This window comes from Streptomyces sp. NPDC039424 (assembly GCF_055639495.1).
In genome coordinates this window covers 634,232-656,461 of the sequence record NZ_JBVKAI010000003.1, presented here as the reverse complement: position 1 = coordinate 656,461, position 22,230 = coordinate 634,232, and the positions used below count along the sequence as shown (strand labels likewise).

General features: G+C 71.7%; 23 protein-coding genes. 10 read left to right on the top strand and 13 right to left on the bottom strand.

Annotation, left to right across the window (positions count from 1 at the left end; translation table 11 throughout):
* The first annotated feature begins 88 nt into the window (after positions 1–88).
* A complete protein-coding gene (serB, locus tag ACZ7L0_RS11260) occupies positions 89–1,312 on the top strand; it encodes a phosphoserine phosphatase SerB (protein ID WP_471242177.1) in 1,224 nt (407 codons plus the stop codon).
* A gap of 95 nt (positions 1,313–1,407) precedes the next feature.
* Here the strand turns inward: serB and ACZ7L0_RS11255 are convergent, their stop codons facing one another.
* The 4 genes from ACZ7L0_RS11255 to ACZ7L0_RS11240 all read right to left on the bottom strand — a co-directional run bounded on the left by ACZ7L0_RS11255 (position 1,408) and on the right by ACZ7L0_RS11240 (position 3,821).
* On the bottom strand, positions 1,408–1,926 hold the full coding sequence (locus tag ACZ7L0_RS11255) for a SixA phosphatase family protein (RefSeq protein WP_471242176.1): 519 nt from the start codon (positions 1,924–1,926) through the stop codon (positions 1,408–1,410).
* Between the two features lie 78 nt (positions 1,927–2,004).
* Positions 2,005–2,211 (bottom strand): hypothetical protein, encoded by a 207-nt coding sequence (locus tag ACZ7L0_RS11250; protein WP_471242175.1) that lies wholly within the window; start codon positions 2,209–2,211, stop codon positions 2,005–2,007.
* 166 nt (positions 2,212–2,377) lie between these two features.
* Positions 2,378–2,494 carry an SGM_5486 family transporter-associated protein gene (locus ACZ7L0_RS11245; protein ID WP_471242174.1) on the bottom strand — a complete coding sequence of 39 codons (117 nt, stop codon included), beginning with the start codon at positions 2,492–2,494 and terminating at the stop codon, positions 2,378–2,380.
* 34 nt (positions 2,495–2,528) lie between these two features.
* Positions 2,529–3,821: a CynX/NimT family MFS transporter gene (locus ACZ7L0_RS11240; protein WP_471242210.1), complete on the bottom strand. Its 1,293-nt coding sequence runs from the start codon at positions 3,819–3,821 to the stop codon at positions 2,529–2,531.
* A gap of 73 nt (positions 3,822–3,894) precedes the next feature.
* Here ACZ7L0_RS11240 and ACZ7L0_RS11235 point away from each other — a divergent pair, with 73 nt between their 5' ends.
* Positions 3,895–4,587, top strand: a complete 693-nt coding sequence (locus ACZ7L0_RS11235; protein ID WP_471242173.1) for a FadR/GntR family transcriptional regulator — start codon at positions 3,895–3,897, stop codon at positions 4,585–4,587.
* Here ACZ7L0_RS11235 and ACZ7L0_RS11230 read toward each other — a convergent pair.
* From ACZ7L0_RS11230 to fabG, 3 genes are all read right to left on the bottom strand, one after another.
* The gene (locus ACZ7L0_RS11230) at positions 4,565–4,915 is read right to left on the bottom strand and encodes a hypothetical protein (RefSeq protein ID WP_471242172.1); all 351 of its coding nucleotides are present in this window, start codon (positions 4,913–4,915) and stop codon (positions 4,565–4,567) included. The genes ACZ7L0_RS11235 and ACZ7L0_RS11230 overlap by 23 nt on opposite strands.
* A gap of 174 nt (positions 4,916–5,089) precedes the next feature.
* Positions 5,090–5,857, bottom strand: coding sequence for an enoyl-ACP reductase FabI (gene fabI / locus ACZ7L0_RS11225; protein WP_471242171.1), 768 nt, complete (start codon positions 5,855–5,857; stop codon positions 5,090–5,092).
* A 5-nt stretch (positions 5,858–5,862) separates the two neighbouring features.
* Positions 5,863–6,582: a 3-oxoacyl-[acyl-carrier-protein] reductase gene (fabG, locus tag ACZ7L0_RS11220; RefSeq protein ID WP_471242170.1), complete on the bottom strand. Its 720-nt coding sequence runs from the start codon at positions 6,580–6,582 to the stop codon at positions 5,863–5,865.
* A 238-nt stretch (positions 6,583–6,820) separates the two neighbouring features.
* Here fabG and ACZ7L0_RS11215 point away from each other — a divergent pair, with 238 nt between their 5' ends.
* From ACZ7L0_RS11215 to tyrS, 3 genes are read left to right on the top strand one after another with little or no spacing between them, the layout of a single operon-like run.
* Positions 6,821–8,344, top strand: a complete 1,524-nt coding sequence (locus tag ACZ7L0_RS11215; RefSeq protein WP_471242169.1) for a TldD/PmbA family protein — start codon at positions 6,821–6,823, stop codon at positions 8,342–8,344.
* On the top strand, positions 8,341–9,735 hold the full coding sequence (locus ACZ7L0_RS11210) for a metallopeptidase TldD-related protein (protein ID WP_471242168.1): 1,395 nt from the start codon (positions 8,341–8,343) through the stop codon (positions 9,733–9,735). Before ACZ7L0_RS11215 ends, ACZ7L0_RS11210 begins: the two co-directional genes overlap by 4 nt.
* A 56-nt stretch (positions 9,736–9,791) precedes the next feature.
* The gene (gene tyrS / locus ACZ7L0_RS11205) at positions 9,792–11,060 is read left to right on the top strand and encodes a tyrosine--tRNA ligase (protein WP_471242167.1); all 1,269 of its coding nucleotides are present in this window, start codon (positions 9,792–9,794) and stop codon (positions 11,058–11,060) included.
* Between the two features lie 50 nt (positions 11,061–11,110).
* Here tyrS and ACZ7L0_RS11200 read toward each other — a convergent pair whose 3' ends face one another.
* Complete coding sequence (locus tag ACZ7L0_RS11200; protein WP_471242166.1) at positions 11,111–11,395, bottom strand: GlsB/YeaQ/YmgE family stress response membrane protein; 285 nt, start codon at positions 11,393–11,395, stop codon at positions 11,111–11,113.
* Positions 11,396–11,613: 218 nt separating this feature from the next.
* Between ACZ7L0_RS11200 and ACZ7L0_RS11195 the strand changes: the two genes are divergently transcribed.
* Complete coding sequence (locus ACZ7L0_RS11195) at positions 11,614–12,009, top strand: DUF3099 domain-containing protein (protein WP_471242165.1); 396 nt, start codon at positions 11,614–11,616, stop codon at positions 12,007–12,009.
* Between the two features lie 213 nt (positions 12,010–12,222).
* Positions 12,223–12,441, top strand: a complete 219-nt coding sequence (locus ACZ7L0_RS11190) for a hypothetical protein (RefSeq protein ID WP_471242164.1) — start codon at positions 12,223–12,225, stop codon at positions 12,439–12,441.
* 3 nt (positions 12,442–12,444) lie between these two features.
* Here the strand turns inward: ACZ7L0_RS11190 and moaA are convergent, their stop codons facing one another.
* The 3 genes from moaA to ACZ7L0_RS11175 form a co-directional block, all read right to left on the bottom strand.
* Positions 12,445–13,434, bottom strand: a complete 990-nt coding sequence (gene moaA, locus ACZ7L0_RS11185) for a GTP 3',8-cyclase MoaA (RefSeq protein WP_471242163.1) — start codon at positions 13,432–13,434, stop codon at positions 12,445–12,447.
* A gap of 160 nt (positions 13,435–13,594) precedes the next feature.
* Positions 13,595–15,214, bottom strand: coding sequence for a solute symporter family protein (locus tag ACZ7L0_RS11180; protein ID WP_471242162.1), 1,620 nt, complete (start codon positions 15,212–15,214; stop codon positions 13,595–13,597).
* Positions 15,211–15,567 carry a DUF485 domain-containing protein gene (locus tag ACZ7L0_RS11175; protein ID WP_471242161.1) on the bottom strand — a complete coding sequence of 119 codons (357 nt, stop codon included), beginning with the start codon at positions 15,565–15,567 and terminating at the stop codon, positions 15,211–15,213. Before ACZ7L0_RS11175 ends, ACZ7L0_RS11180 begins: the two co-directional genes overlap by 4 nt.
* Positions 15,568–15,823: 256 nt before the next feature.
* On the opposite strand from ACZ7L0_RS11175, the gene ACZ7L0_RS11170 reads away from it, so the two are divergent.
* The 3 genes from ACZ7L0_RS11170 to ACZ7L0_RS11160 all read left to right on the top strand — a co-directional run bounded on the left by ACZ7L0_RS11170 (position 15,824) and on the right by ACZ7L0_RS11160 (position 20,328).
* A complete protein-coding gene (locus ACZ7L0_RS11170; protein WP_471242160.1) occupies positions 15,824–17,350 on the top strand; it encodes a S8 family serine peptidase in 1,527 nt (508 codons plus the stop codon).
* A 33-nt stretch (positions 17,351–17,383) separates the two neighbouring features.
* The gene (locus ACZ7L0_RS11165) at positions 17,384–18,907 is read left to right on the top strand and encodes a S8 family peptidase (RefSeq protein ID WP_471242159.1); all 1,524 of its coding nucleotides are present in this window, start codon (positions 17,384–17,386) and stop codon (positions 18,905–18,907) included.
* 92 nt (positions 18,908–18,999) lie between these two features.
* Positions 19,000–20,328 carry a CoA transferase gene (locus ACZ7L0_RS11160; RefSeq protein ID WP_471242158.1) on the top strand — a complete coding sequence of 443 codons (1,329 nt, stop codon included), beginning with the start codon at positions 19,000–19,002 and terminating at the stop codon, positions 20,326–20,328.
* Positions 20,329–20,348: 20 nt separating this feature from the next.
* On the opposite strand, the gene ACZ7L0_RS11155 is transcribed toward ACZ7L0_RS11160, so the two are convergent.
* Both ACZ7L0_RS11155 and ACZ7L0_RS11150 read right to left on the bottom strand, forming a co-directional pair.
* Positions 20,349–21,395, bottom strand: a complete 1,047-nt coding sequence (locus ACZ7L0_RS11155) for a zinc-dependent alcohol dehydrogenase family protein (protein ID WP_471242157.1) — start codon at positions 21,393–21,395, stop codon at positions 20,349–20,351.
* A 124-nt stretch (positions 21,396–21,519) separates the two neighbouring features.
* A complete protein-coding gene (locus tag ACZ7L0_RS11150) occupies positions 21,520–22,230 on the bottom strand; it encodes a VIT1/CCC1 transporter family protein (RefSeq protein ID WP_471242156.1) in 711 nt (236 codons plus the stop codon).

The following is a 22,230-nucleotide window of genomic DNA, read 5'->3' as shown; positions in this document are numbered from 1 at the left end:
GGCAACCGGATCGACACCCACTGTTCCCTGTCCGCCAGACGGACCGGGCGGGCGCGGGGCACTGAGTGCCGGATACGGTGGATACACCATGAGCGCTTCACAGACAGCCGCCGCACCGACCCCCGATGCCCCCACCCTCCTTGTCAAGATATTCGGCAAGGACAGGCCGGGGATCACGGCCGGCCTCTTCGACACCCTTGCCGCCTACTCCGTCGACGTGGTCGACATCGAGCAGGTCGTCACCCGTGGCCGCCTGGTGCTGTGCGCGCTCGTGACCCCGCCGCCCGCCGGGGTGGAGGGCGACCTGCGGGCCACCGTGCACAGCTGGGCCGAGTCGATGAAGATGCAGGCGGAGATCATCTCCGGCCGCGGCGACAACCGCCCGCGCGGTCTCGGGCGCTCCCTGGTGACGGTCCTCGGGCACCCTCTGACCGCCGAGGCGACCGCCGCGATCGCGGCCCGGATCGCCAAGGCCGGCGGCAACATCGACCGTATCTTCCGGCTCGCCAAGTACCCCGTGACGGCGGTGGAGTTCGCGGTGTCCGGCGTGGAGACCGAGCCGCTGCGCACCGCCCTGGTGACCGACGCGGCGGCGCTCGGTGTGGACGTCGCGGTCGTGTCGGCGGGGCTGCACCGGCGGGCGCAGCGCCTGGTGGTGATGGACGTGGACTCCACCCTCATCCAGGACGAGGTGATCGAGCTCTTCGCGGCGCACGCCGGCTGTGAGGACAAGGTCGCCGAGGTGACCGCCGCCGCGATGCGCGGCGAGCTGGACTTCGAGCAGTCGCTGCACGCGCGCGTGGCCCTGCTGGAGGGGCTGGACGCCTCGGTGGTGCAGAAGGTGCGCGCCGATGTGCGGCTGACCCCGGGTGCCCGCACCCTGATCCGTACGCTGAAGCGGCTCGGCTATCAGGTCGGAGTCGTCTCGGGCGGTTTCACTCAGGTCACCGACGACCTGAAGGAGCGGCTGGGGCTGGACTTCGCCCAGGCCAACACGCTGGAGATCGTCGACGGCAGGCTGACCGGACGGGTCACCGGAGAGATCGTGGACCGGGCGGGCAAGGCGCGGCTGCTGCGCCGGTTCGCCGCCGAGGCGGGCGTCCCCCTGTCCCAGACGGTGGCGATCGGCGACGGCGCCAACGACCTGGACATGCTGAACGCGGCGGGCCTGGGCGTGGCCTTCAACGCCAAGCCGGTCGTCCGCGAGGCCGCGCACACCGCGGTGAACGTCCCCTTCCTGGACACGGTCCTGTATCTGCTGGGCGTCACCCGCGAAGAGGTCGAGGCGGCGGACACGCACGACGAGGGCTGAGCCGCCCGGCGGACGCTCCGTACGCGGGAGGGCCCGGCACCGCCTCGGTGCCGGGCCCTCCCCCGTGTGCCGTCATTCGGCGGGAGTCACGGGAGTCACTCGGAGGGGGCCCAGTAGTCGACCAGCGTGGCCGTGCCCGGTTCCAGGGTCTTCCAGGAGCCGGTGAAGGACAGGACGGCGAAGGCGGCGGCGGGGAAGCCGCGGCGGTTCATCCGCTCGCGGGCGTCACCCTCGGCCGAGCCGGACAGGATGTCCGCCAGGCCGTGCACGCCCGGGTTGTGGCCGATGAGGATCACGGTTCCCGCGTCGTCGGTGATTTCGTTGAACACAGCGATCAACTCGCCCGGCGAGGCCTCGTAGACCCGCTCCTCATAGACGGTTTTCGGTCGCTGCGGAAGTTCGTGGACGGCGAGCTTCCAGGTCTCGCGGGTCCGGACCGCGGTGGAGCACAGGGCCAGGTCGAGGTGGATACCGGTGTCGGCCAGCTTGCGGCCGGCGACTGCGGCGTCCATGCGGCCCCGCTCGGCGAGCGGCCGCTCGTGGTCGTTCACCTGTGGCCAGTCGGCTTTCGCATGCCGGAAGAGGACAATCCTGCGGGGTTCTGCGACGCTCATGGCACCCAGCTTCGCATGAAACAGGCCATGGGGCGCAGGGAGTTGACATGCGGATTCGCCCCGGAAGGCGTCCCACCGCTAGCGGGCGACCAGCTCCCGCACCCGTGCGAAGAAGTGGGTGAGCGCCGGGTCGCCGGTGGCCGCGTGGGCGTCGGCCGGGTTGAGTATCAGCAGGAGCAGGGAGACGAAGGCGAGGGCGGGCAGGGCGAGGGCCCACCAGGGCAGCCGGATGTCGATGCCGCCCGTGGTAGCCGGGTGGGGCCGGGTGTGCGTACGGGCCGCCATGATCGCCTCCGCGGGTCTTCGAGTGGTCCGTGGTCGCCTCTCGCGGCCACATCTCGAAGGTACGGAATCCGCGCCCGCCAACCCATCAGGTTATCCACCCACTTGCCCCTGCCTCACCCCCTAAGGGATGCGGGGGTTAACCCCACCATCCCCTAGGGGGGCGGGGTCACGGAGCCGCGAGGGTGGCGATGATGGCGATGATCACGAAGATGGCGAAGAACGAGCCGAAGACGATCAGCATCTTCTTCTGGCCGTTCTGGGGGTTCGGGTCGAGCACTGGCATGGGGCCAGTCTCGCACCCGCCCTCCGGCGGGGGATCAGCGGCCCGCCTCGTCCTCCACCGTCCTGTCCCGGCCCGCGAGGACACCCACGGCCATCTGCGGCACCATGAGTCCGGCCATGAGCGCGATCGGCAGGCCCCAGCCCCCGCTGTGCTGATAGAGCACGCCGACCAGGAGCGGCCCGGGGATGGAGATCAGGTAGCCGGTGCTCTGCGCGAAGGCGGACAGCTGGGCGACGCCCGCGCCGGTCCTGGCCCGCATACCGACCATCGTCAGGGCCAGCGGGAAGGCGCAGTTGGAGACGCCGAGCAGCAGGGCCCAGGCCCAGGCGCCGCCGGCCGGCGCGACGTACAGGCCGGCGTACCCGGCGAGGCCGCAGACGCCGAGCGCGAGTGCGATCGGGCCCTGGTGGGGCAGCCGGGTGGCCAGGCGCGGGATGACGAAGGCCAGTGGCACGCCCATCACCATGGTGACGGCGAGGAGGAGGCCCGCCGTGCCCGCGGGGACGCCCGCGTCACGGAAGATCTGTGCCATCCAGCCCATCGTGATGTAGGCGGCCGTCGCCTGGAGCCCGAAGAAGACCGCCAGCGCCCAGGCCGTACGGCTGCGGGTGATGCGCGGCGCCGGTTCCCGCCGTGCGGGTTCCCGGTCGGCGGGCGCCGGGCCCCGGTCCCGTACCAGGGGGATCCAGGGCAGCACCGCGGCCGCGGCGAGGGCCGCCCACACGGCGAGCCCGGAACGCCAGTCGCCGCCGAGCGTGTCGGTCAGGGGCACGGTCACCGCGGCGGCGACCGAGGTGCCGGCGGCGAGGGCCATCGAGTACAGGCCGGTGATGGAGCCCACCCGGTCGGGGAACCAGCGCTTGACGATGACCGGCATCAGGACGTTGCTGACCGCGATGCCCATGAGGGCGAGCGCGCTGGCGGCCAGGAAGCCGCCGGTGCTCCCGCCGTACGGACGTATCAGCAGGCCCGCGGCGATGGCGACCATGCCGGCGCACACCACCGCGGCCGGGCCGAAGCGGCGGGCGAGACGGGGAGCCGTGACACCGAAGACGGCGAAGCACAGCGGGGGCACGGAGGTCAGCAGTCCGGCAGCGCCGCCGCTCATGCCCAGGCCGTCGCGGACCTCCTCCAGGAGGGCGCCGAGGCTGGTGATGGCGGGGCGGAGGTTCAGCGCGGACAGCATGATGCCGACGAGGACGAGACGGGTCGCCCACGCGCGCGTGGCGGGAAGGGGTGTGCGGGGTTCGCTCGCGGTGGCGGGTGCCGTACGGGCCTTTCTGCGTGTGTCCGTCGTCCGTGTTTCCTCGCGTGCCATGCGGACCATCATAGAATCATGGGATGATTGGCTGTCCATCTCCGGGCCCTCTGCGGTCGGCCCTCCCGTGCGAAGGTGTGCCATGCCCCTGAGCCACCCCCGCCGTTCCGCGCTGTCCGAGCAGGTCATCGCCGAGTTGCGCAACCAGATCACCTCGGGCGAGTGGCCGGTCGGCTCGCGCATCCCCACGGAGCCCGAGCTGGTCGAGCAGCTCGGGGTGGCCCGCAACACCGTCCGCGAGGCCGTGCGCGCGCTCGCCCACAACGGCCTGCTGGACATCCGGCAGGGCTCGGGCACGTACGTCGTGGCCACCAGCGAGCTGGCGGGCGTGATGCACCGCCGGTTCGCCGACGCCGACCCGCGGCACATCGCCGAACTGCGCTCCACCCTGGAGTCGGCGGCGGCGAAGCTGGCCGCCGGGCGGCGTACCGAGAAGGACCTCAAGCAGCTGGACGCGCTCCTGGTGCGGCGCGAGGAGGCCTGGGAGTCGGGCGACACGGAGGCCTTCGTCACCGCGGACGCGACCTTCCACCTGGCCGTGGTGGCCGCCTCCCACAACGACGTCATGACGGCGATGTACGCCGACCTGGGCGAGGTGCTGCGGGACTGGCTGCGGGCGGACGTGGGCGCGGAGCTGACACCCGGGACGCACATGGACCACGGCCGGCTGGTGGACGCGATCCGCGCGGGTGACGCGGAGGCGGCGGCCACGGAGGCCGCGAGCTATCCCTTCCTGTGCCGCCCGGGACGGTTCAGCTCGCCATCTGGTGGCTGATCCACACCGAGCGGACCTCCTTCCAGCACCGTCCCGCCAGCCGGACGGTCATCGCGGGCCCGGCGTCGACGGAGTCGCCGTCGGTGTCCAGGTCCCACCAGCGGGCGCACTCGATGTGCAGACGCACGCGGTCGGTGTCGACATAGGGGTTGTGGCAGTAGGCCACCACATGGGAGCCGTGCACGGTCGTACGGCACGCCGCCCCGAACAGCCGCGGCAGCGGCGGCTTGCCGTCCTTCACGCGCGGGTGCGGCGCCGCCTCGTACGGCAGGGACAGCACGAGGGCGACGGCCACGGTCACTGAGGCCAGGCTGCGGGACAGGCGCACAACGGGACCTCCTCGGCCGTGCTGGGGAGGGACTCGCGAGAGGGACGCCTCTCCAGGGTGCGCCGTCATCGCACGTCCACGCCCGGCCGGTGAGCCGAACGGGTGAAGCCCGAACGCGCCGGGGCCCCGCACCCGGAAGGTGCGGGGCCCCGGCCACGAACGGCCCGGCGGCGATCAGGCGCCGACGGCGTGCAGACCGCCGTCCACGTGGATGATCTCGCCGGTGGTCTTCGGGAACCAGTCGCTCAGCAGGGCGACCACACCGCGGCCGGCCGGCTCCGGGTCCTTGAGGTCCCACTCCAGGGGCGCGCGGGTGTCCCAGACGGACGCCAGCTCCGCGAAGCCCGGGATGGACTTGGCGGCCATGGAGCCGATGGGGCCGGCGGAGACGAGGTTGCAGCGGATGTTCTGCTTGCCCAGGTCGCGCGCCATGTAGCGGCTGGTGGCCTCCAGGGCGGCCTTGGCCGGGCCCATCCAGTCGTACTGCGGCCAGGCGAAGGAGGCGTCGAAGGTGAGGCCGACGACCGAGCCGCCGTTCTGCATCAGCGGCAGACAGGCCATGGTCAGCGACTTCAGGGAGAACGCCGAGACGTGCATGGCGGTGGCCACGGACTCGAACGGCGTGTTGAGGAAGTTGCCGCCTAGGGCGTCCTGCGGCGCGAAGCCGATGGAGTGCACGACGCCGTCGAGGCCGCCGAGCTCCTCGCCGACCACGTCGGCGAGGCGCCCGAGGTGCTCGTCGTTCGTCACGTCGAGCTCGATGACCTTGGTGGGCTTGGGCAGCTTCCTGGCGATGCGCTCGGTCAGCGTGGGCCGCGGGAACGCGGTCAGGATGATCTCGGCACCCTGCTCCTGGGCCAGCTTCGCGGTGTGGAAGGCGATGGAGGACTCCATCAGCACACCGGTGATCAGGACGCGCTTGCCCTCGAGAATTCCGCTCATGGTGATCAGTGACCCATTCCCAGTCCGCCGTCAACAGGGATGACGGCTCCAGTGATGTACGAGGCGTCGTCCGAGGCCAGGAACCGCACCGCCGCGGCGATCTCCTCGGGCTCGGCGTACCGGCCGAGCGGCACCTGCGACACGATGCCGGCGCGCTGCTCGTCGGTGAGCACCTTGGTCATGTCGGTGTCGACGAAACCGGGCGCGACGACGTTGAAGGTGATGTTGCGCGAGCCCAGCTCACGGGCGAGGGAGCGCGCGAAGCCGACGAGGCCGGCCTTGGACGCGGCGTAATTCGCCTGGCCGGGAGCGCCGTACAGACCGACGACCGACGAGATCAGGACGACCCGGCCCTTCTTGGCCCGCAGCATGCCGCGGTTGGCGCGCTTGACCACTCGGAAGGTGCCGGTGAGGTTGGTGTCGACGACCGAGGTGAAGTCCTCTTCGGACATGCGCATCAGGAGCTGGTCCTTGGTGATGCCCGCGTTGGCGATCAGGACCTCGACCGGGCCGTGCTGGTCCTCGACCTCCTTGTAGGCCTGCTCCACCTGCTCGGCGTCGGTGATGTCGCACTTGACGGCGAGGCAGCCCAATTCCGCCAGGGCGGCCGGCGGCTCACCCGAGCGGTACGTGATCGCGACCTTGTCGCCGGCTTCGGCGAACGCGCGGGCGATGGCGAGGCCGATGCCCCGGTTGCCTCCGGTGACGAGAACCGAGCGGCTCAACGGATCACCCTTTCGATAGCGGTCTGAACACCCGCCCGAACACCTGGATGACAGGCGGCTTCTTCGAAAACCTATCGGTCCGGCAGCGCTCGGAGAGAAGCGGGCACCGACAGTGGCTTGCGGAAGTGACTGTCGGGACCCTACAGAAAGTGCCGGGGCGGAGCCGAAACATGTGGTCCGCAGGGCGGGTCGCGCGACATGATCGGAGCCGACAGGCCACGACAGCAGGGAGACCTCCGTGCCTCATTCCATCGACGAAGCCTTCACGGCGCTTCCCCTACGCGCGCTGGCCGACGCCGCGCTCGCACGCGCGCGTGCGCTGGGGGCCGAGCACGCGGACTTCCGGTTCGAGCGGGTGCGCAGCGCGTCCTGGCGGCTCAGGGACGCCAAGCCCGCCGGGTCGTCGGACACCACCGACCTCGGGTACGCGGTGCGGGTCGTGCACGGCGGGACGTGGGGCTTCGCGTCGGGGGTGGACCTGACCCTGGACGCCGCCGCGAAGGTGGCCTCGCAGGCCGTGGCGATGGCGAAGCTGTCCGCGCAGGTGATCAGGGCGGCCGGGTCGGACGAGCGGGTGGAGCTCGCCGGCGAGCCGGTGCACGCCGACAAGACGTGGGTCTCGTCGTACGAGATCGATCCGTTCACCGTGCCCGACGAGGAGAAGTCGGCGCTGCTGGCAGACTGGAGCGCGCGGCTGCTGGCGGCGAACGGGGTCAACCACGTCGACGCCTCGCTGCTGACCGTGCACGAGAACAAGTTCTACGCGGACACCGCGGGGACGGTGACCACACAGCAGCGGGTGCGGCTGCATCCGCAGCTGACCGCCGTGTCGGTGGACGAGTCCAGCGGTGAGTTCGACTCGATGCGGACCATCGCGCCGCCGGTCGGGCGCGGCTGGGAGTACCTGACCGGGACCGGCTGGGACTGGGACGGCGAGCTGGAGCGGATCCCGGAGCTGCTGGCCGAGAAGATGCGGGCGCCGAGCGTCGAGCCGGGACCGTACGACCTGGTCGTCGACCCGTCCAACCTGTGGCTGACCATCCACGAGTCGATCGGGCACGCCACGGAGCTGGACCGGGCGCTGGGCTACGAGGCCGCCTACGCCGGCACCTCCTTCGCCACCTTCGACCAGCTCGGCAAGCTGAAGTACGGCTCGGAGCTGATGAACGTCACCGGCGACCGCACCGCCGAGCACGGCCTGGCGACCATCGGGTACGACGACGAGGGCGTCGAGGGGCAGAGCTGGTCACTTGTGAAGGACGGCACGCTGGTCGGCTACCAGCTGGACCGCCGGATCGCGAAGCTCACCGGGTTCGAGCGGTCCAACGGCTGCGCCTACGCCGACTCCCCCGGCCATGTGCCCGTGCAGCGCATGGCCAACGTGTCGCTCCAGCCGGATCCGGCCGGGATGTCGACGGAGGACCTGATCGGGGGCGTCGACCGGGGCATCTACGTCGTCGGCGACCGTTCCTGGTCCATCGACATGCAGCGCTACAACTTCCAGTTCACCGGCCAGCGCTTCTTCAGGATCGAGAACGGGCGGATCACCGGTCAGCTGCGGGACGTCGCCTACCAGGCGACGACCACCGACTTCTGGGGCTCCATGGCGGCCGTCGGCGGCCCGCAGACGTACGTCCTGGGCGGCGCCTTCAACTGCGGCAAGGCCCAGCCGGGTCAGGTGGCCGCCGTGTCGCACGGCTGCCCCTCCGCCCTCTTCAAGGGCGTCAACATCCTCAACACCACGCAGGAGGCCGGCCGATGAGCGCCCGTACCAACAAGCCGCACGAGGTCGTCGAGCGCGCCCTCGAGCTGTCCCGGGCCGACGGCTGCGTGGTGATCGCCGACGAGCACTCCACGGCCAACCTGCGCTGGGCGGGCAACGCGCTGACCACCAACGGCGTCACGCGCGGCCGTACGCTCACCGTGATCGCCACCGTGGACGGCCAGGAGGGCACCGCCTCCGGTGTGGTGTCGCGGTCCGCGGTGACCGCCGAGGAGCTGGAGCCCCTGGTGCGGGCCGCCGAGGCCGCCGCGCGCGGCGCCGGGCCGGCCGAGGACGCGCAGCCGCTGGTCACGGGCGTGCCGGAGTCCCCGGACTTCACGGACGCGCCCGCCGAGACCTCCTCGGCGGTGTTCGCGGACTTCGCCCCGGCGCTCGGCGAGGCGTTCGCCCGCGCGCGTGCGGGGGGCCGGGAGCTGTACGGCTTCGCCAACCACGAGCTGGTGTCGACGTATCTGGGGACGTCCACGGGGCTGCGCCTCAGGCACGACCAGCCCAACGGCACGCTCGAGGTCAACGCCAAGTCCCCGGACCGTACGCGCTCGGCGTGGGCGGGGCGCTCCACCCGGGACTTCAAGGACGTCGACCCGGGGGCGCTCGACGCCGAGCTGGCCGTGCGCCTGGGCTGGGCCGAGCGGCGCATCGAGCTGCCCGCGGGCCGCTACGAGACGCTGCTGCCGCCGACCGCGGTGGCAGACCTGCTGATCTACCAGCTGTGGTCGGCGTCCGGCCGGGACGCGGCCGAGGGGCGGACGGTGTTCTCCAAGCCGGGCGGCGGCACCCGGGTCGGCGAGAAGCTGACCGAGCTGCCGCTGACCCTGCGCAGCGACCCGAACGCGCCGGGCCTGGAGTGCCCCCCGTTCGTGATCGCGCACTCCTCCGGGGGCGACCAGTCGGTGTTCGACAACGGCCTGCCGGCCCCGGCCACCGACTGGATCGGGAACGGTCAGCTGAACCACCTGACCACCACCCGGCACAGCGCGGGCCTGACCGGGCTGCCGGTGGCCCCGGCGATCGGCAACCTGATCCTGGACGGCGGCGAGGACCGCTCCCTGGAGGAGATGGTCGCCGCCACCGAGCGGGGACTGCTGCTGACCTGCCTGTGGTACATCCGCGAGGTCGACCCGGCGACGCTGCTGCTGACCGGCCTGACCCGGGACGGCGTCTACCTCGTGGAGAACGGCGAGGTGACCGGTGAGGTGAACAACTTCCGGTTCAACGAGTCGCCGGTGGACCTGCTGGGGCGGGCCACGGAGGCCGGGCGCACGGAAAAGACGCTGCCCAGGGAGTGGAGCGACTGGTTCACTAGGGCTGCGATGCCGGCGCTGCGGGTGCCCGACTTCAATATGAGCTCTGTCAGTCAGGGCGTATAACCTCGTAGCCGGTAGTCACTCGACTGCTCGAAGATCATCAAGGAGACGCGAGAACCGTGACGGACATCGTCGACGAGCTGAAGTGGCGGGGGCTGTTCGCCCTGTCCACCGACGAGGACGCTTTGCGCAAGGCGCTCGCGGACGGTCCCGTCACGTTCTATTGCGGTTTCGACCCGACCGCGCCGTCCCTGCACGTGGGGCACCTGGTCCAGGTGCTGACCGTGCGCCGGCTCCAGCAGGCCGGACACCGGCCGCTGGCGCTGGTCGGCGGGGCCACGGGCCTGATCGGCGACCCGCGCCCGACCGCGGAGCGCACGCTGAACGACCCGGAGACGGTCGCCGGCTGGGTCGGCAAGCTGCGCTCCCAGATCGAGCCGTTCCTCTCCTTCGAGGGGGAGAACGCGGCCGTCATGGTCAACAACCTCGACTGGACCGCGGGTCTGTCCGCGATCGAGTTCCTGCGCGACATCGGCAAGCACTTCCGCGTCAACAAGATGCTCACGAAAGACTCCGTGGCCCGGCGCCTGGAGTCCGACCAGGGCATCAGCTACACGGAGTTCAGCTACCAGATCCTTCAGGGCATGGACTTCCTGCAGCTGTACCGGAGGTACGGCTGCACGCTCCAGCAGGGCGGCAGCGACCAGTGGGGCAACCTCACGGCCGGCCTGGACCTGATCCACCGGCTGGAGCCGCACGCCAACGTGCACGCGCTGGCGACGCCGCTGATGACCAAGGCGGACGGCACCAAGTTCGGCAAGACCGAGGGCGGCGCCGTCTGGCTCGACCCGGAGATGACCACGCCGTACGCGTTCTACCAGTTCTGGCTGAACGTGGACGACCGGGACATCTCGACGTACCTGCGGATCCTGTCCTTCAAGTCCCGCGAGGAGCTGGAGGAGCTGGAGAGGCAGACCGAGGAGCGTCCGCAGGCGCGGGCGGCGCAGCGCGCGCTGGCCGAGGAGCTGACGACGCTGGTGCACGGCGCCGACCAGACGGCCGCCGTGATCGCCGCGTCCAAGGCGCTGTTCGGGCAGGGCGAGCTGGCGGACCTCGACGATCGGACGCTGGCCGCGGCCCTGTCCGAGGTGCCGCACATCCAGGTCGCCGAGCTCGGTCCGGTGGTCGACCTGTTCGCCGAGGTCGGCCTGGTGGCCAGCAAGTCGGCCGCGCGCCGCACGGTCAAGGAGGGCGGTGCCTACGTGAACAACGCCAAGGTCACCGCGGAGGACTCCGTCCCGGCCAAGGAGGACCTGCTGCACGGGCGCTGGCTGGTGCTGCGCCGGGGCAAGAAGAACCTTGCCGCCGTCGAGGTCAGCGGCGGCTGAGATCCACCGGAGGGCGGCTCCCGCGGGGGCCGCCCTTCGGCGTACCCGCGTCAGACCCGCTGCTCCCGCTTCTTGTTCCCCCACATCGCCATGTACGCCATGTCGCCCACGGCGACGATGATGATGGCGGCGATCAGCTGGAAGAGGTGCCGGCTCCAGTCGATGCCCGGGGTGGCGCCGACGCCGAGCGCGCGGGCGAGAGCGTTGCCCACGATGGCGCCGAGCATGCCGAAGATGGTGGTCAGCCAGAGCGGGGAGTGCTGCTTGCCGGGAATGACCGCCTTGGCGATCAGGCCCAGCACGAATCCCACGATGATCGCCCACAACCAGCCCATGGCTGCCTCCTCGTCCGGATCGACGTGAGCGTTACGCCCAGTCTCGGCGTGTCCGCTGTATGGCGCACGCCGGGTACGGCCGGGGGAGGTAGGGCCCTACGTGGCTCGGCGCAGGACGTTCGCCCAGGCAGGGGGGTGACCCGGTCTCGAAGGCGGCCCGGCCGCGGCGTACCGTGGAAGGCCGGGGAGAGGCCGACGCGGGCGGATGGTGGAATGTGATGCGGAAGCAGCATGGTGGCGGCAACGCCCAGGTGTTCCGGATCACCGGAGCCCGGACGGGCCTGGCGGAGGACGTGCGCGGGCGGCAGCGCCGGTACGTCATCTCCATGTCGATCCGTACCGTCTCGGTGATCCTCGCGGCCACGCTCTGGAACGTCGAACGGCACGTCGCGATCGTGGCGTTGGTACTCGGGGTGGTGCTGCCCTACATCGCCGTGGTGGTGGCCAACGCGGGCCGCGAGCGGGCACCCGGTCTGCCGTCGACCTTCGTGTCCGTGCCGACACCGCCGATGATCGCGCCGCCGGTGCGGGACACGCAGACGGAATCCGAGCCGGAGGACGTGTCGGCGGACCCCTCGACGGGGGTCCGCGGTGAGCGACCCCACCCCGTGTGACCTTCGTGGATGCCCGACGGGCGAACGTAGGCTCCGCACCAAGCTCAAGAAAAGCTCAGATCAATCATGCAGTTCCAGTGCCGGGCGACGGCTTCCCCGTGACATACTTCGTACGCGCTCCGCATCCCCCGTCGGAGCGACGGACCGACGCCGGGCAGCTCCCCCCGTGGCTGCTCGGCGTCGCCTTGTTTACCGTGCGTGTGAGACGAAGCCGTGACTGACGACACTCCCATCTGCTCCGCCAAGGGCTGCCGCGCCGACGCCGTGTGGGTACTGGCGTGGAACAACCCGAAGATCCACACCCCGGACCGGCGCAAGACATGGCTGGCGTGCGAGGAACACCGCGAGCACCTGTCCCAGTTCCTGGGTGTACGGGGCTTTCTGAAGGACGTCGTCCTGCTCGCCGACTGGGAGTCGACCGAGCAGGCCTGACCCTTAACCCCCGATCGCCGACATCGGCCGGTCCGGCTGGACGAATGACGGGTCGTCCAGGCCCGCGCCCGCCTTCTTGCCCCACATCGCCTGGCGCCAGATGCGGGCGATCTCCTCGTCGGGGGCGCCGGAGCGCAGGGCGGCGCGGAGGTCGGTCTCCTCGGTGGCGAAGAGGCAGGTGCGTATCTGGCCGTCGGCGGTCAGGCGGGTGCGGTCGCAGGCGGCGCAGAACGGGCGGGTGACGGAGGCGATGACGCCGACGCGGTGCGGGCCGCCGTCGACCAGCCAGCGTTCGGCCGGGGCCGAGCCGCGCTCCTGGTCGCCCTCGGGCGTGAGGTCGAAGCGGGTGCGCAGGGAGGCGAGGATGTCGCCGGCCGTGACCATGCCCTCGCGCTTCCAGCCGTGCTGGGCGTCCAGGGGCATCTGCTCGATGAAGCGGAGCTCGTAGTCGTGCTCGATCGCCCAGGCCAGGAGGTCGGGGGCCTCGTCCTCGTTCAGGCCCGGCATCAGGACCGTGTTGACCTTCACCGGGGTCAGGCCGGCCTCGCGAGCTGCCTGGAGGCCCTCGATGACGTCCTTGTGGCGGTCCCGGCGGCTGAGGGCCTTGAAGACGTCCGGGCGGAGGGTGTCGAGGGAGACGTTGACCCGGTCCAGGCCCGCCGCCTTCAGCGCGGTCGCGGTGCGGCTGAGGCCGATGCCGTTGGTGGTCAGGGAGGTCTGGGGGCGCGGGTCCAGGGCCGCGACGCGCTCCACGATGCCGACCAGACCGGGGCGCAGCAGGGGCTCGCCGCCGGTGAAGCGGACCTCGGTGATACCGAGGGAGGTGACCGCGATGCCGACCAGCCGGACGATCTCGTCGTCCGTGAGCAGGTCGGTCTTGGCCAGCCACTGCAGGCCCTCCTCGGGCATGCAGTAGGTGCAGCGCAAGTTGCACCGGTCGGTCAGCGAGACCCTCAGGTCGGTGGCGACGCGGCCGTAGGTGTCGATGAGCACGTGGGCCCCCTCCCTCGTCGTGGAGCACTGCGGTCACTCGCGTGCCGTCACAAGCGAGCCTACGTGACGCCACTGACAGCGACACCGTCCGATTCCACGACGTGGGACGGGGCCGCGTCGCGGGGACCCGCGATCCCCACGGCGCGGCCTCTTTGAGGGCTCAGTGCGCCCCGGTCCCGGTCAGGGACCGCACCTCCAGCTCCGCGAACTTGCCGGAGTCCGGCGCCTCCTTCGACAGGAGGGTGCCGACGACCCCGAGCAGGAAGCCGACCGGGATCGAGATGATGCCCGGGTTCTCCAGCGGGAACCAGTGGAAGTCGGCGTCGGGGAACATCGACGTCGCCTTGCCGGAGACCACCGGCGAGAACAGCACCAGGCCGACCGCGGTGACCAGGCCGCCGTAGATCGACCACAGGGCGCCGGAGGTGGTGAACCGCTTCCAGAACAGGCTGTAGAGGATCGTCGGCAGGTTGGCGGAGGCGGCGACGGCGAAGGCCAGCGCGACCAGGCCCGCCACGTTCAGGTCACGGGCCATCGCGCCCAGCAGGATCGAGACGGCGCCGATGCCGACCGTGGCGTACCGGGCCGCGTTGATCTCCTGCTTCTCGGTGGCCTGGCCCTTCTTGATGACGTTGGCGTAGATGTCGTGGGCGAAGGAGGAGGACGAGGCCAGGGTCAGGCCCGCGACGACCGCGAGGATCGTGGCGAAGGCGACCGCGGAGATGGTGGCGAGCAGGATGGCGCCCCAGTTGGAGTCCACTCCACCGAGGTGGAGGGCGAGCAGGGGCGCGGCCGTGTTGCCCGCCTTGTTGGAGGCGATGATCTCGTCCGGTTTGATCAGCGCGGCGGCGCCGAAGCCGAGGGCGAGGGTCATCAGGTAGAAGGCGCCGATCAGGCCGATCGCCCAGATCACCGACTTGCGGGCGGCCTTGGCCGTGGGGACGGTGTAGAAGCGGATCAGGATGTGGGGCAGGCCGGCGGTGCCCAGGACCAGGGCGATGCCCAGGGAGATGAAGTCCAGCTTGGTGGTCCCCGTGGCCCCGTACTTCAGGCCGGGCTCCAGGAAGGCCGAGCCCTTGGCGCTGTTGTCGGCGGCCTTGCCCAGCAGGTCGGAGATGTTGAAGTGGAACTTCAGCAGCACCAGGAAGGTCAGCAGCAGCGCGCCCGCGATCAGCAGGACGGCCTTGACCATCTGGACCCAGGTGGTGCCCTTCATACCGCCGATGGTGACGTAGACGATCATCAGGACGCCGACCAGGGCCACGATGCCGATCTTGCCGCCGTCGCTGGTGATGCCGAGGAGCAGCGAGACCAGGACGCCCGCGCCCGCCATCTGGGCCAGCAGGTAGAAGATCGACACCACGATCGTGGAGGTGCCGGCCGCGGTACGGACGGGCCGCTGGCGCATCCGGTACGCCAGTACGTCGCCCATGGTGTAGCGGCCGGAGTTGCGCAGCGGCTCGGCGACCAGGAGCAGGGCGACCAGCCAGGCGACCAGGAAGCCGATGGAGTACAGGAATCCGTCGTAGCCGAAGAGGGCGATGGCGCCGGCGATGCCGAGGAAGGACGCGGCGGACATGTAGTCGCCGGAGACGGCGAGTCCGTTCTGGAAGCCGGTGAACTGCCGGCCGCCGGCGTAGAAGTCGGCGGCGTCCTTGGTCTGGCGGCCCGCCCAGACGGTGATGACGAGGGTCGCGGCGACGAAGATCGCGAACAGGGTGATGATCAGCGGCCGGTGCTCGCCGGCCTCACCGGCGGCCAGGGTGATCGCGGGGCTCATGCGCCGCCCTCCATCCGGGACTTGATGGCCTCCGCCTTGGGGTCGAGCTTGGCGGCGGCGTGCCGGGCGTACCACCAGGCGATGAGGAACGTGGTGAGGAACTGGGCGAGGCCGAGCACGAGGGCGACGTTGACGTTGCCCGCGACCTTGGTGCCCATGAAGTCGCCCGCGTAGTTGGAGAGCAGGACGTACAGCAGGTACCAGGCGATGAAGGCGATGGTCAGCGGGAACGCGAAGGAGCGGTGGGAGCGGCGCAGTTCCCCGAACTCCGCGCTCTCCTGCACCGCGACGAACTCCTCGGTGGAGGGGAGTTGGGGGTGGGTCTTCGAGGGGGGCGGTGTCTCGGTGGCCACGAAGTCTCCTCGTGTTGCGGGCGGTTTGCGGCGAGGGGCTCGATCCTGCTCGGGCTCCCCGTCGAAGGTCCACGGCGCCACGCGAGGACCGGTTCAAGTCCTGTGACTTCTTTCGGAAGTCGTCTCCCCAAGTCATTGCTGGCCAGCGAGCGGGGAAGATAGCTTCGCCCTGCACACCCGTCATGTACCTGCCCGAGTAGCACCGTCTCTCGGGCCGGTTTCGTTTCCGGATGACCTCGGATGAAGTGGAGATCCCATGCCTCATCTGCGCTCCAGACGGCGGCTCGCCCTCGCCGTACCGGTCGTGCTGTCGCTGACCGCGTCGCTCGGCTTCCTCCCCTCGGCGGCCTCCGCGGCCCCGCTGACCGCTCGGGCCGCACCGGCGGTGGACGGCCCGAACCTCGCCTACGTCGTCAACACGAAGACCGACCACCACACGATCGCGTCGGTGCGGAAGGCGATCACCGCGGCCGGCGGCAGCATCGTGGCGACGTACGACCGGATCGGTGTGATCGTCGTCCACTCGGCGAACCCGGACTTCGGCCGGCAGATCCGCGCGGTGCGCGGGGTGCAGTCGGCGGGTGCCACCCGGACCGCGCCGCTGAGTGCGGCGGGGACCACGGACGAGGGCGCGGCGCAGGTCCTGTCGAAGGCCGAGGCCGCGAAGCTCGCCCAGGGTGCCGCGGCGGGCGAGGAGCCCCTGGAGGCCGACCAGTGGGACCTGCGGGCGATCGGCGCCGACAAGGCCGCGCGGATCGATCCGGGCAGCGGGCAGGTGACCGTCGGCGTCATCGACACCGGCGTCGACGACACCCACCCGGACATCGCGCCCAACTTCTCCGCCTCCCAGTCCGCGAACTGTGTGAGCGGCAAGGCGGACACGACGTACGGCTCCTGGCGGCCGGTGGACGCCGACCACTACCACGGCACGCATGTGGCGGGCGAGATCGCCGCGGCCCGCAACGGCGTCGGCGTGGCGGGCGTGGCGCCCGGAGTGAAGGTCGCGAGCATCACCGTGGCCCAGCCGGACGCGAACTCGCTGTTCTTCCCCGAGAGCGTGGTCTGCGCCTTCGTGTTCGCCGCCGACCACGGCATCGAGATCACCAACAACAGCTACTACGTCGATCCGTGGATGTACAACTGCATGGACGACCCCGATCAGCGCGCCATCGTCGACGCCGTCAACAGGGCCCAGCTGTACGCCCGGCACAAGGGCACGCTCAACGTCGCCTCGGCCGGCAACTCCAACGACGACCTCGACTCGGACGCCCTCGTCGACGACTCCAGCCCCGACGACTCCACGCCCGCGCCCCGGACGGTCGACCCGCACGAGTGCTTCGACGTGCCGACCCAGCTGCCCGGCGTGGTCACGGTGAGCGCGACCGGCGTCAAGGGCACCAAGTCGTACTACTCCAGCTACGGCAAGGGCGTCGTCGACGTGGCGGGCCCGGGCGGCGACAAGTACCAGATCCCGGACACGCCGTCCAAGAACGGCCGCATCCTGTCCACGCTGCCGAACAACCAGTACGGCTTCCTCCAGGGCACCTCCATGGCCTCCCCGCACGTGGCCGCCGTGGCCGCGCTGCTGAAGTCCACCCACCCCCGCGCCACCCCGGCCCAGCTGCAGGCGCTGCTCAAGGCCGAGGCGGACAACCCCGGTTGCCCGAGCGGCCCGTACGACGGGGACGGCGACGGCGTCGTGGACGCGACCTGCGTGGGCGGCAAGCGCGTCAACGGCTTCTACGGGTCCGGGATCGTCAACGCGCTGCGCGCCGTCAAGTAGCCCCACGCCTCAACGAACGGGAGACACAGACCTATGACAGCGCCTCACCAGCGCTACCGCCGCGCCCTCGCCGTTCCGCTCGGGATGGCCATGGCCACGGCTCTGGCGTTCCTGCCGAACGTCACGGCGACGGCGGCCCCGGCCGCACCGCCCACCGCCACGCGGGCGGACGCGACCTCGCTCAGCTACGTCGTCAACGTCCGCCCCGGGCACACGGCTTCCGCGCGTGTGCTGAAGGCCGTGGCCGAGGCCGGCGGCTCGGTCGTCGTCGCGTACGACCGGATCGGCGTGCTCGTCGTCCACTCGTCGAACCCCGGCTTCGCCGAGACCGTCCGCGAGGTGCGCGGCGTCGACTCGGCCGGTGCCACGCGCACCGCGCCGCTGCCCGCCCAGTCGACCACCGACGTCGGCACGCCGAAGGTGCTGAGCGCCGACCAGGTCGCGGACGCCCCGGCGGCCGACGGGCAGGACCCGTTGGAGCCCCTGCAGTGGGATCTGCCCGCCATCAAGGCGGACAAGGCGCACGAGAAGACGCTCGGCAGCCGGAACGTCACCGTCGCCGTCCTGGACACCGGCGTCGACGACACCCACCCCGACATCGCGCCCAACTTCGACCGGCAGGCCTCCGCCAACTGCGTGTCGGGCAAGCCGGACACCACCGACGGCGCCTGGCGGCCCAGCGCGAGCGAGAGCCCGCACGGCACGCATGTGGCCGGTGAGATCGCGGCGGCGAAGAACGGCGTCGGCGTCACGGGTGTGGCGCCGGGCGTCAGGGTCGCGGGCATCAAGGTCGGAAACCCGAACGGCTTCTTCTACACGGAGGCCGTGGTCTGCGGTTTCGTGTGGGCGGCCGAGCACGGCGTCGACGTGACCAACAACAGCTATTACACCGACCCCTGGTACTTCAACTGCACCACCGACCCGGACCAGAAGGCCCTGGTGGACGCCATCACCCGGGCCTCCCGGTACGCGGAGCGCAAGGGTGCGGTCAACGTCGCGGCGGCGGGCAACGAGAGCTACGACCTGGCCTCCGACTCGATCACCGACCCGGTCTCCCCGAACGACTCCACCCCGTCGGACCGGGTGATCGACCCGCACCGGTGCTACGACATCCCGACCCAGCTGCCGGGTGTCGTGACGGTCGCGTCGACCGGCGCGAAGGGCCTCAAGTCGTCCTTCTCCAACTACGGTCTGGGCGTGATCGACATAGCCGCCCCGGGCGGCGACTCGACGACGTACCAGAAGCCGGAGCCCCCGGCGACCAGCGGCCTCATCCTGGGCCCGCTGCCGGGCGGCAAGTGGGGCTACATGGCGGGTACGTCGATGGCGACCCCGCACGTCGCCGGTGTCGCCGCATTGATCAAGTCAACCCACCCGCACGCGTCCGCGGCCCTGGTGAAGGCGCTGCTGTACGCCGAGGCCGACGCCACGCCGTGCACGGACCCGTACGACATCAACGGGGACGGGAAGGTCGACGCGGTGTGCGAGGGGCCGAAGAACCGCAACGGCTTCTACGGCTGGGGAACGGCGGACGCACTGGCCGCCGTGACGCAGTGACGCAGTGACGCAGTGGGGCAGTGGGGCAGCCAGGTCCGCCCAGGGCCGTATGCCGCCGTATGTTGATTCAGTCAATACTGCATAGTGCAGTCATGACTGGATTCACCACAGTCGTGCGGGAAGGCACGCTCCAGGCGCGTCTTCCCGTACGCGAGCTGGCCCGCTCCTGTGTGGGCGCGTGCGCCCTGGCCGCCGCCGAACTGGGCGCGCGACGTGCCGGGCTCGCCCGGGTGCCGGAGGTCCGGGTCGACGACGCGGCGGTCGCGACCGCCTTCCACAGCGAGCGGCACCTCCTGATCGACGGGCGGCCGCCGGTCCTCTTCGCGCCGCTGTCGCGGTTCTGGCGCACGGCCGACGGGTGGGTGCGCACCCACGCCAACTACCCCCACCACCGGGCCCGGCTGCTCGCCGCGCTGGGGCTGCCGGAGGACACCCCGGACCCGGTCGAGAAGGTCGCGGCCCGGCTCGCCGAGCGGACCGCGCGCGAGGCCGAGGACGCGGTGTACGACGCCGGGGGCCTCGCGGTCGCGCTCCGGACGCCCGCGGAGTGGGCCGCGCACGAGCAGGCCGCCGCGGTCGCCGCCCGGCCGCTGATCGAGCACGGCCGGCTGGACTCGGCACGCGCGCGCGTACTGCCCCCTCTGGACGGCGCCTCTCCCCTGCTGCCCGCCGCCGGGCTGCGCGTCCTGGACCTCACCCGGGTCCTCGCGGGCCCGGTCGCCACCCGCACACTCGCCCTGCTGGGGGCGGACGTGCTGCGCGTGGACCCGCCGCGGCTGCCCGAACTGCCCGACCAGCACGCCGACACGGGCTTCGGGAAACGGTCGGCGACACTGGACCTCGCCACGGATCACAAGGCCTTCGAGGAACTGCTGGCCGCGGCGGACGTGGTGGTCACCGGGTACCGGCCGGGCGCCCTGGACCGGTTCGGCCTCTCCCCCGAGGCGCTGGCCGGGCGGCGGCCCGGTCTGGTCGTGGCACAGGTGTCGGCGTGGGGCGCGTACGGGCCGTGGGGCGGGCGGCGCGGCTTCGACAGCCTGGTGCAGGTCGCCACCGGCATCGCGGCCGTCGAGGGCTCGGCCGGCCGGCCCGGCGCCCTGCCCGCGCAGGCGCTGGACCACGGCACCGGCTATCTGCTGGCGGCGGCCGTGCTGCGGGCGCTCGCCGAGCAGTCGTACGACGGCGGGAGCCGCTTCGTGCGGTCGGCACTCGCCCGGACCGCGCACTGGCTGACGGACGAACTGGAGCCGGGCCCCGGCGGCGGCCTCCCGTACGACGGGCCGGACAACTGGCTCGCCGAGACGGACAGCCCGCTCGGGCGGCTGCGGTACGCGCGGCCGGCCGTGTCCTTCACCGGCGGCCCGGCCGACTGGGCGCGGCCTCCGGTGCCCTGGGGGACGGACCCGGCCCGCTGGGTCTGAGCGGGCCGGTTCCGGGCCGCTCAGCCGTTGGTCACCATCACCTTGAGGGCGGTGCGCTCGTCCATCGCCTTGTAGCCGTCGGGTACGTCCTCGATGCCGACGGTCAGGTCGAAGACGGGCGACGGGTCGATCGTGCCGTCCAGGACGTCGGGCAGCAGGTCGGGGATGTAGGCGCGGACCGGTGCGACGCCGCCGCGCAGGGCGATGTTCCGGTCGAACATGACACCGAGGTCGAGGCCGGTGCCGCTGCCGTGGGGCACGCCCACGAAGCCGACGGCGCCGCCGGCGCGGGTGATGCCGACCGCCGTCCGCATGGACTGCTCGGTGCCGACCGCCTCGACGACGGCGTGCGCGCCCTGGCCACGGGTGAGCTCGCGGACGGCCTCCACGGCCGCGTCCCCGCGCTCGGCGACGACGTCGGTCGCGCCGAAGCGGCGTGCGATGTCGGTGCGGACCTGGTGCCGGCCGAGCGCGATGATCCGCTCGGCGCCGAGCCGCTTGGCGGCCAGCACGGCGCACAGGCCGACCGCGCCGTCCCCCACGACGGCGACCGTGGCGCCCGGCCGGGCGCCCGCCCCGAGGGCGGCGTGGTGGCCGGTGCCCATGACGTCGGACAGGGTCAGCAGGGCGGACAGCAGGTGGTCGTCGGAGGCCGCCTCCTTCGGCAGCCGGACGAGGGTGCCGTCGGCGAAGGGCACCCGCACGGCCTCGCCCTGGCCGCCGTCGTAGCCGACCGAACCCCAGAAGCCGCCGTGCTCGCAGGAGGTGGTCAGGCCCTCGCGGCAGTAGTCGCAGACGCCGTCGGACCACATGAAGGGCGCCACCACCAGGTCGCCGCGCCGGACGGTGCTCACCTCGGAGCCGGTCTCCTCGACGAAGCCGAGGAACTCGTGCCCGATCCGCTGCCCCGGCTGCCGGGCCGCCTCACCCCGGTAGGCCCACAGGTCGCTGCCGCAGATGCAGGCGCGCAGCACCCGCACCACGGCGTCGGTGGTCAGCCGCACCACGGGCTCGGGGACGTCCTCCACGCGCATGTCGTACGGGGCGTGGATCGTGGTGGCGCGCATGGCGGGGGTCCTTGTCATGTGTCGGTGTGCACCGTGCCGGTGCACTCGGGGGCCGATCGAGGGCATCTCACGGTACGCGGTCGCAGGCCCGGACCGCTCGTGTACTCCCTGCCCACCGCGCTGCCTACACCCCCGCCGCGCCCAGCAGCGTTCCCGCCACGTACGTCACCCCCATCGCCAGCGCCCCGCCCGCCGCGTTGCGCAGCACCGCCCGGCCGGGGGCCGCGGCGCCCAGGCGGGCGCTGGTGAAGCCGGTCAGGACGAGGGCGGCCAGGACGGACACCACGGTCACCGGGAGCCGCCACGGCGCGGGCGGCAGGACGATCGCCAGCAGCGGCAGCAGGGCGCCCACGGTGAACGCCAGGAAGCTCGCCCAGGCCGCGTGCCAGGGGTTGGTCAGCTCGTCCGGGTCGATACCCAGCTCCACGCGCGCGTGGGCCTTGAGCGCGTCCCGCGCGGTGAGCTGCTCCGCCGCCTCCCGGGCGACCTCGTGGGACAGTCCGCGCTCCGCGAGCAGTTCGGTCAGCTCCGCCAGTTCGGCCTCGGGCTGTTCGCGCAGCTCCCGCCGCTCCAGGGCCAGCGCGGCCAGTTCCGAGTCCCGCTGGGTCGACACCGACACGTACTCGCCCGCCGCCATCGACATCGACCCGGCGAGCAGACCGGCCAGGCCCGCGGTCAGCAGGGCCGAGCGGTCGCCCGTGGCGCCGGCCACGCCGACGACGAGGCCGGCGGTGGAGACGATGCCGTCGTTCGCGCCGAGGACGGCCGCCCGCAGCCAGTTCAGGCGGGAGCCCAACGCGCCGCCGTGCGCCTCGTCATGGGTTGGTTCCGTCAC

Bases quoted from the DNA above. Each gene is read 5' to 3' on its own strand.
- serB (WP_471242177.1), top strand. From the start codon at position 89: ATGAGCGCTTCACAGACAGCCGCCGCACCGACCCCCGATGCCCCCACC.
- ACZ7L0_RS11255 (WP_471242176.1), bottom strand. From the start codon at position 1,926: ATGAGCGTCGCAGAACCCCGCAGGATTGTCCTCTTCCGGCATGCGAAA.
- ACZ7L0_RS11250 (WP_471242175.1), bottom strand. From the start codon at position 2,211: ATGGCGGCCCGTACGCACACCCGGCCCCACCCGGCTACCACGGGCGGC.
- ACZ7L0_RS11245 (WP_471242174.1), bottom strand. From the start codon at position 2,494: ATGCCAGTGCTCGACCCGAACCCCCAGAACGGCCAGAAGAAGATGCTG.
- ACZ7L0_RS11240 (WP_471242210.1), bottom strand. From the start codon at position 3,821: ATGGTCCGCATGGCACGCGAGGAAACACGGACGACGGACACACGCAGA.
- ACZ7L0_RS11235 (WP_471242173.1), top strand. From the start codon at position 3,895: ATGCCCCTGAGCCACCCCCGCCGTTCCGCGCTGTCCGAGCAGGTCATC.
- fabI (WP_471242171.1), bottom strand. From the start codon at position 5,857: ATGAGCGGAATTCTCGAGGGCAAGCGCGTCCTGATCACCGGTGTGCTG.
- ACZ7L0_RS11210 (WP_471242168.1), top strand. From the start codon at position 8,341: ATGAGCGCCCGTACCAACAAGCCGCACGAGGTCGTCGAGCGCGCCCTC.
- ACZ7L0_RS11200 (WP_471242166.1), bottom strand. From the start codon at position 11,395: ATGGGCTGGTTGTGGGCGATCATCGTGGGATTCGTGCTGGGCCTGATC.
- ACZ7L0_RS11195 (WP_471242165.1), top strand. From the start codon at position 11,614: ATGCGGAAGCAGCATGGTGGCGGCAACGCCCAGGTGTTCCGGATCACC.
- ACZ7L0_RS11180 (WP_471242162.1), bottom strand. From the start codon at position 15,214: ATGAGCCCCGCGATCACCCTGGCCGCCGGTGAGGCCGGCGAGCACCGG.
- ACZ7L0_RS11170 (WP_471242160.1), top strand. From the start codon at position 15,824: ATGCCTCATCTGCGCTCCAGACGGCGGCTCGCCCTCGCCGTACCGGTC.
- ACZ7L0_RS11165 (WP_471242159.1), top strand. From the start codon at position 17,384: ATGACAGCGCCTCACCAGCGCTACCGCCGCGCCCTCGCCGTTCCGCTC.
- ACZ7L0_RS11160 (WP_471242158.1), top strand. From the start codon at position 19,000: ATGACTGGATTCACCACAGTCGTGCGGGAAGGCACGCTCCAGGCGCGT.
- ACZ7L0_RS11155 (WP_471242157.1), bottom strand. From the start codon at position 21,395: ATGCGCGCCACCACGATCCACGCCCCGTACGACATGCGCGTGGAGGAC.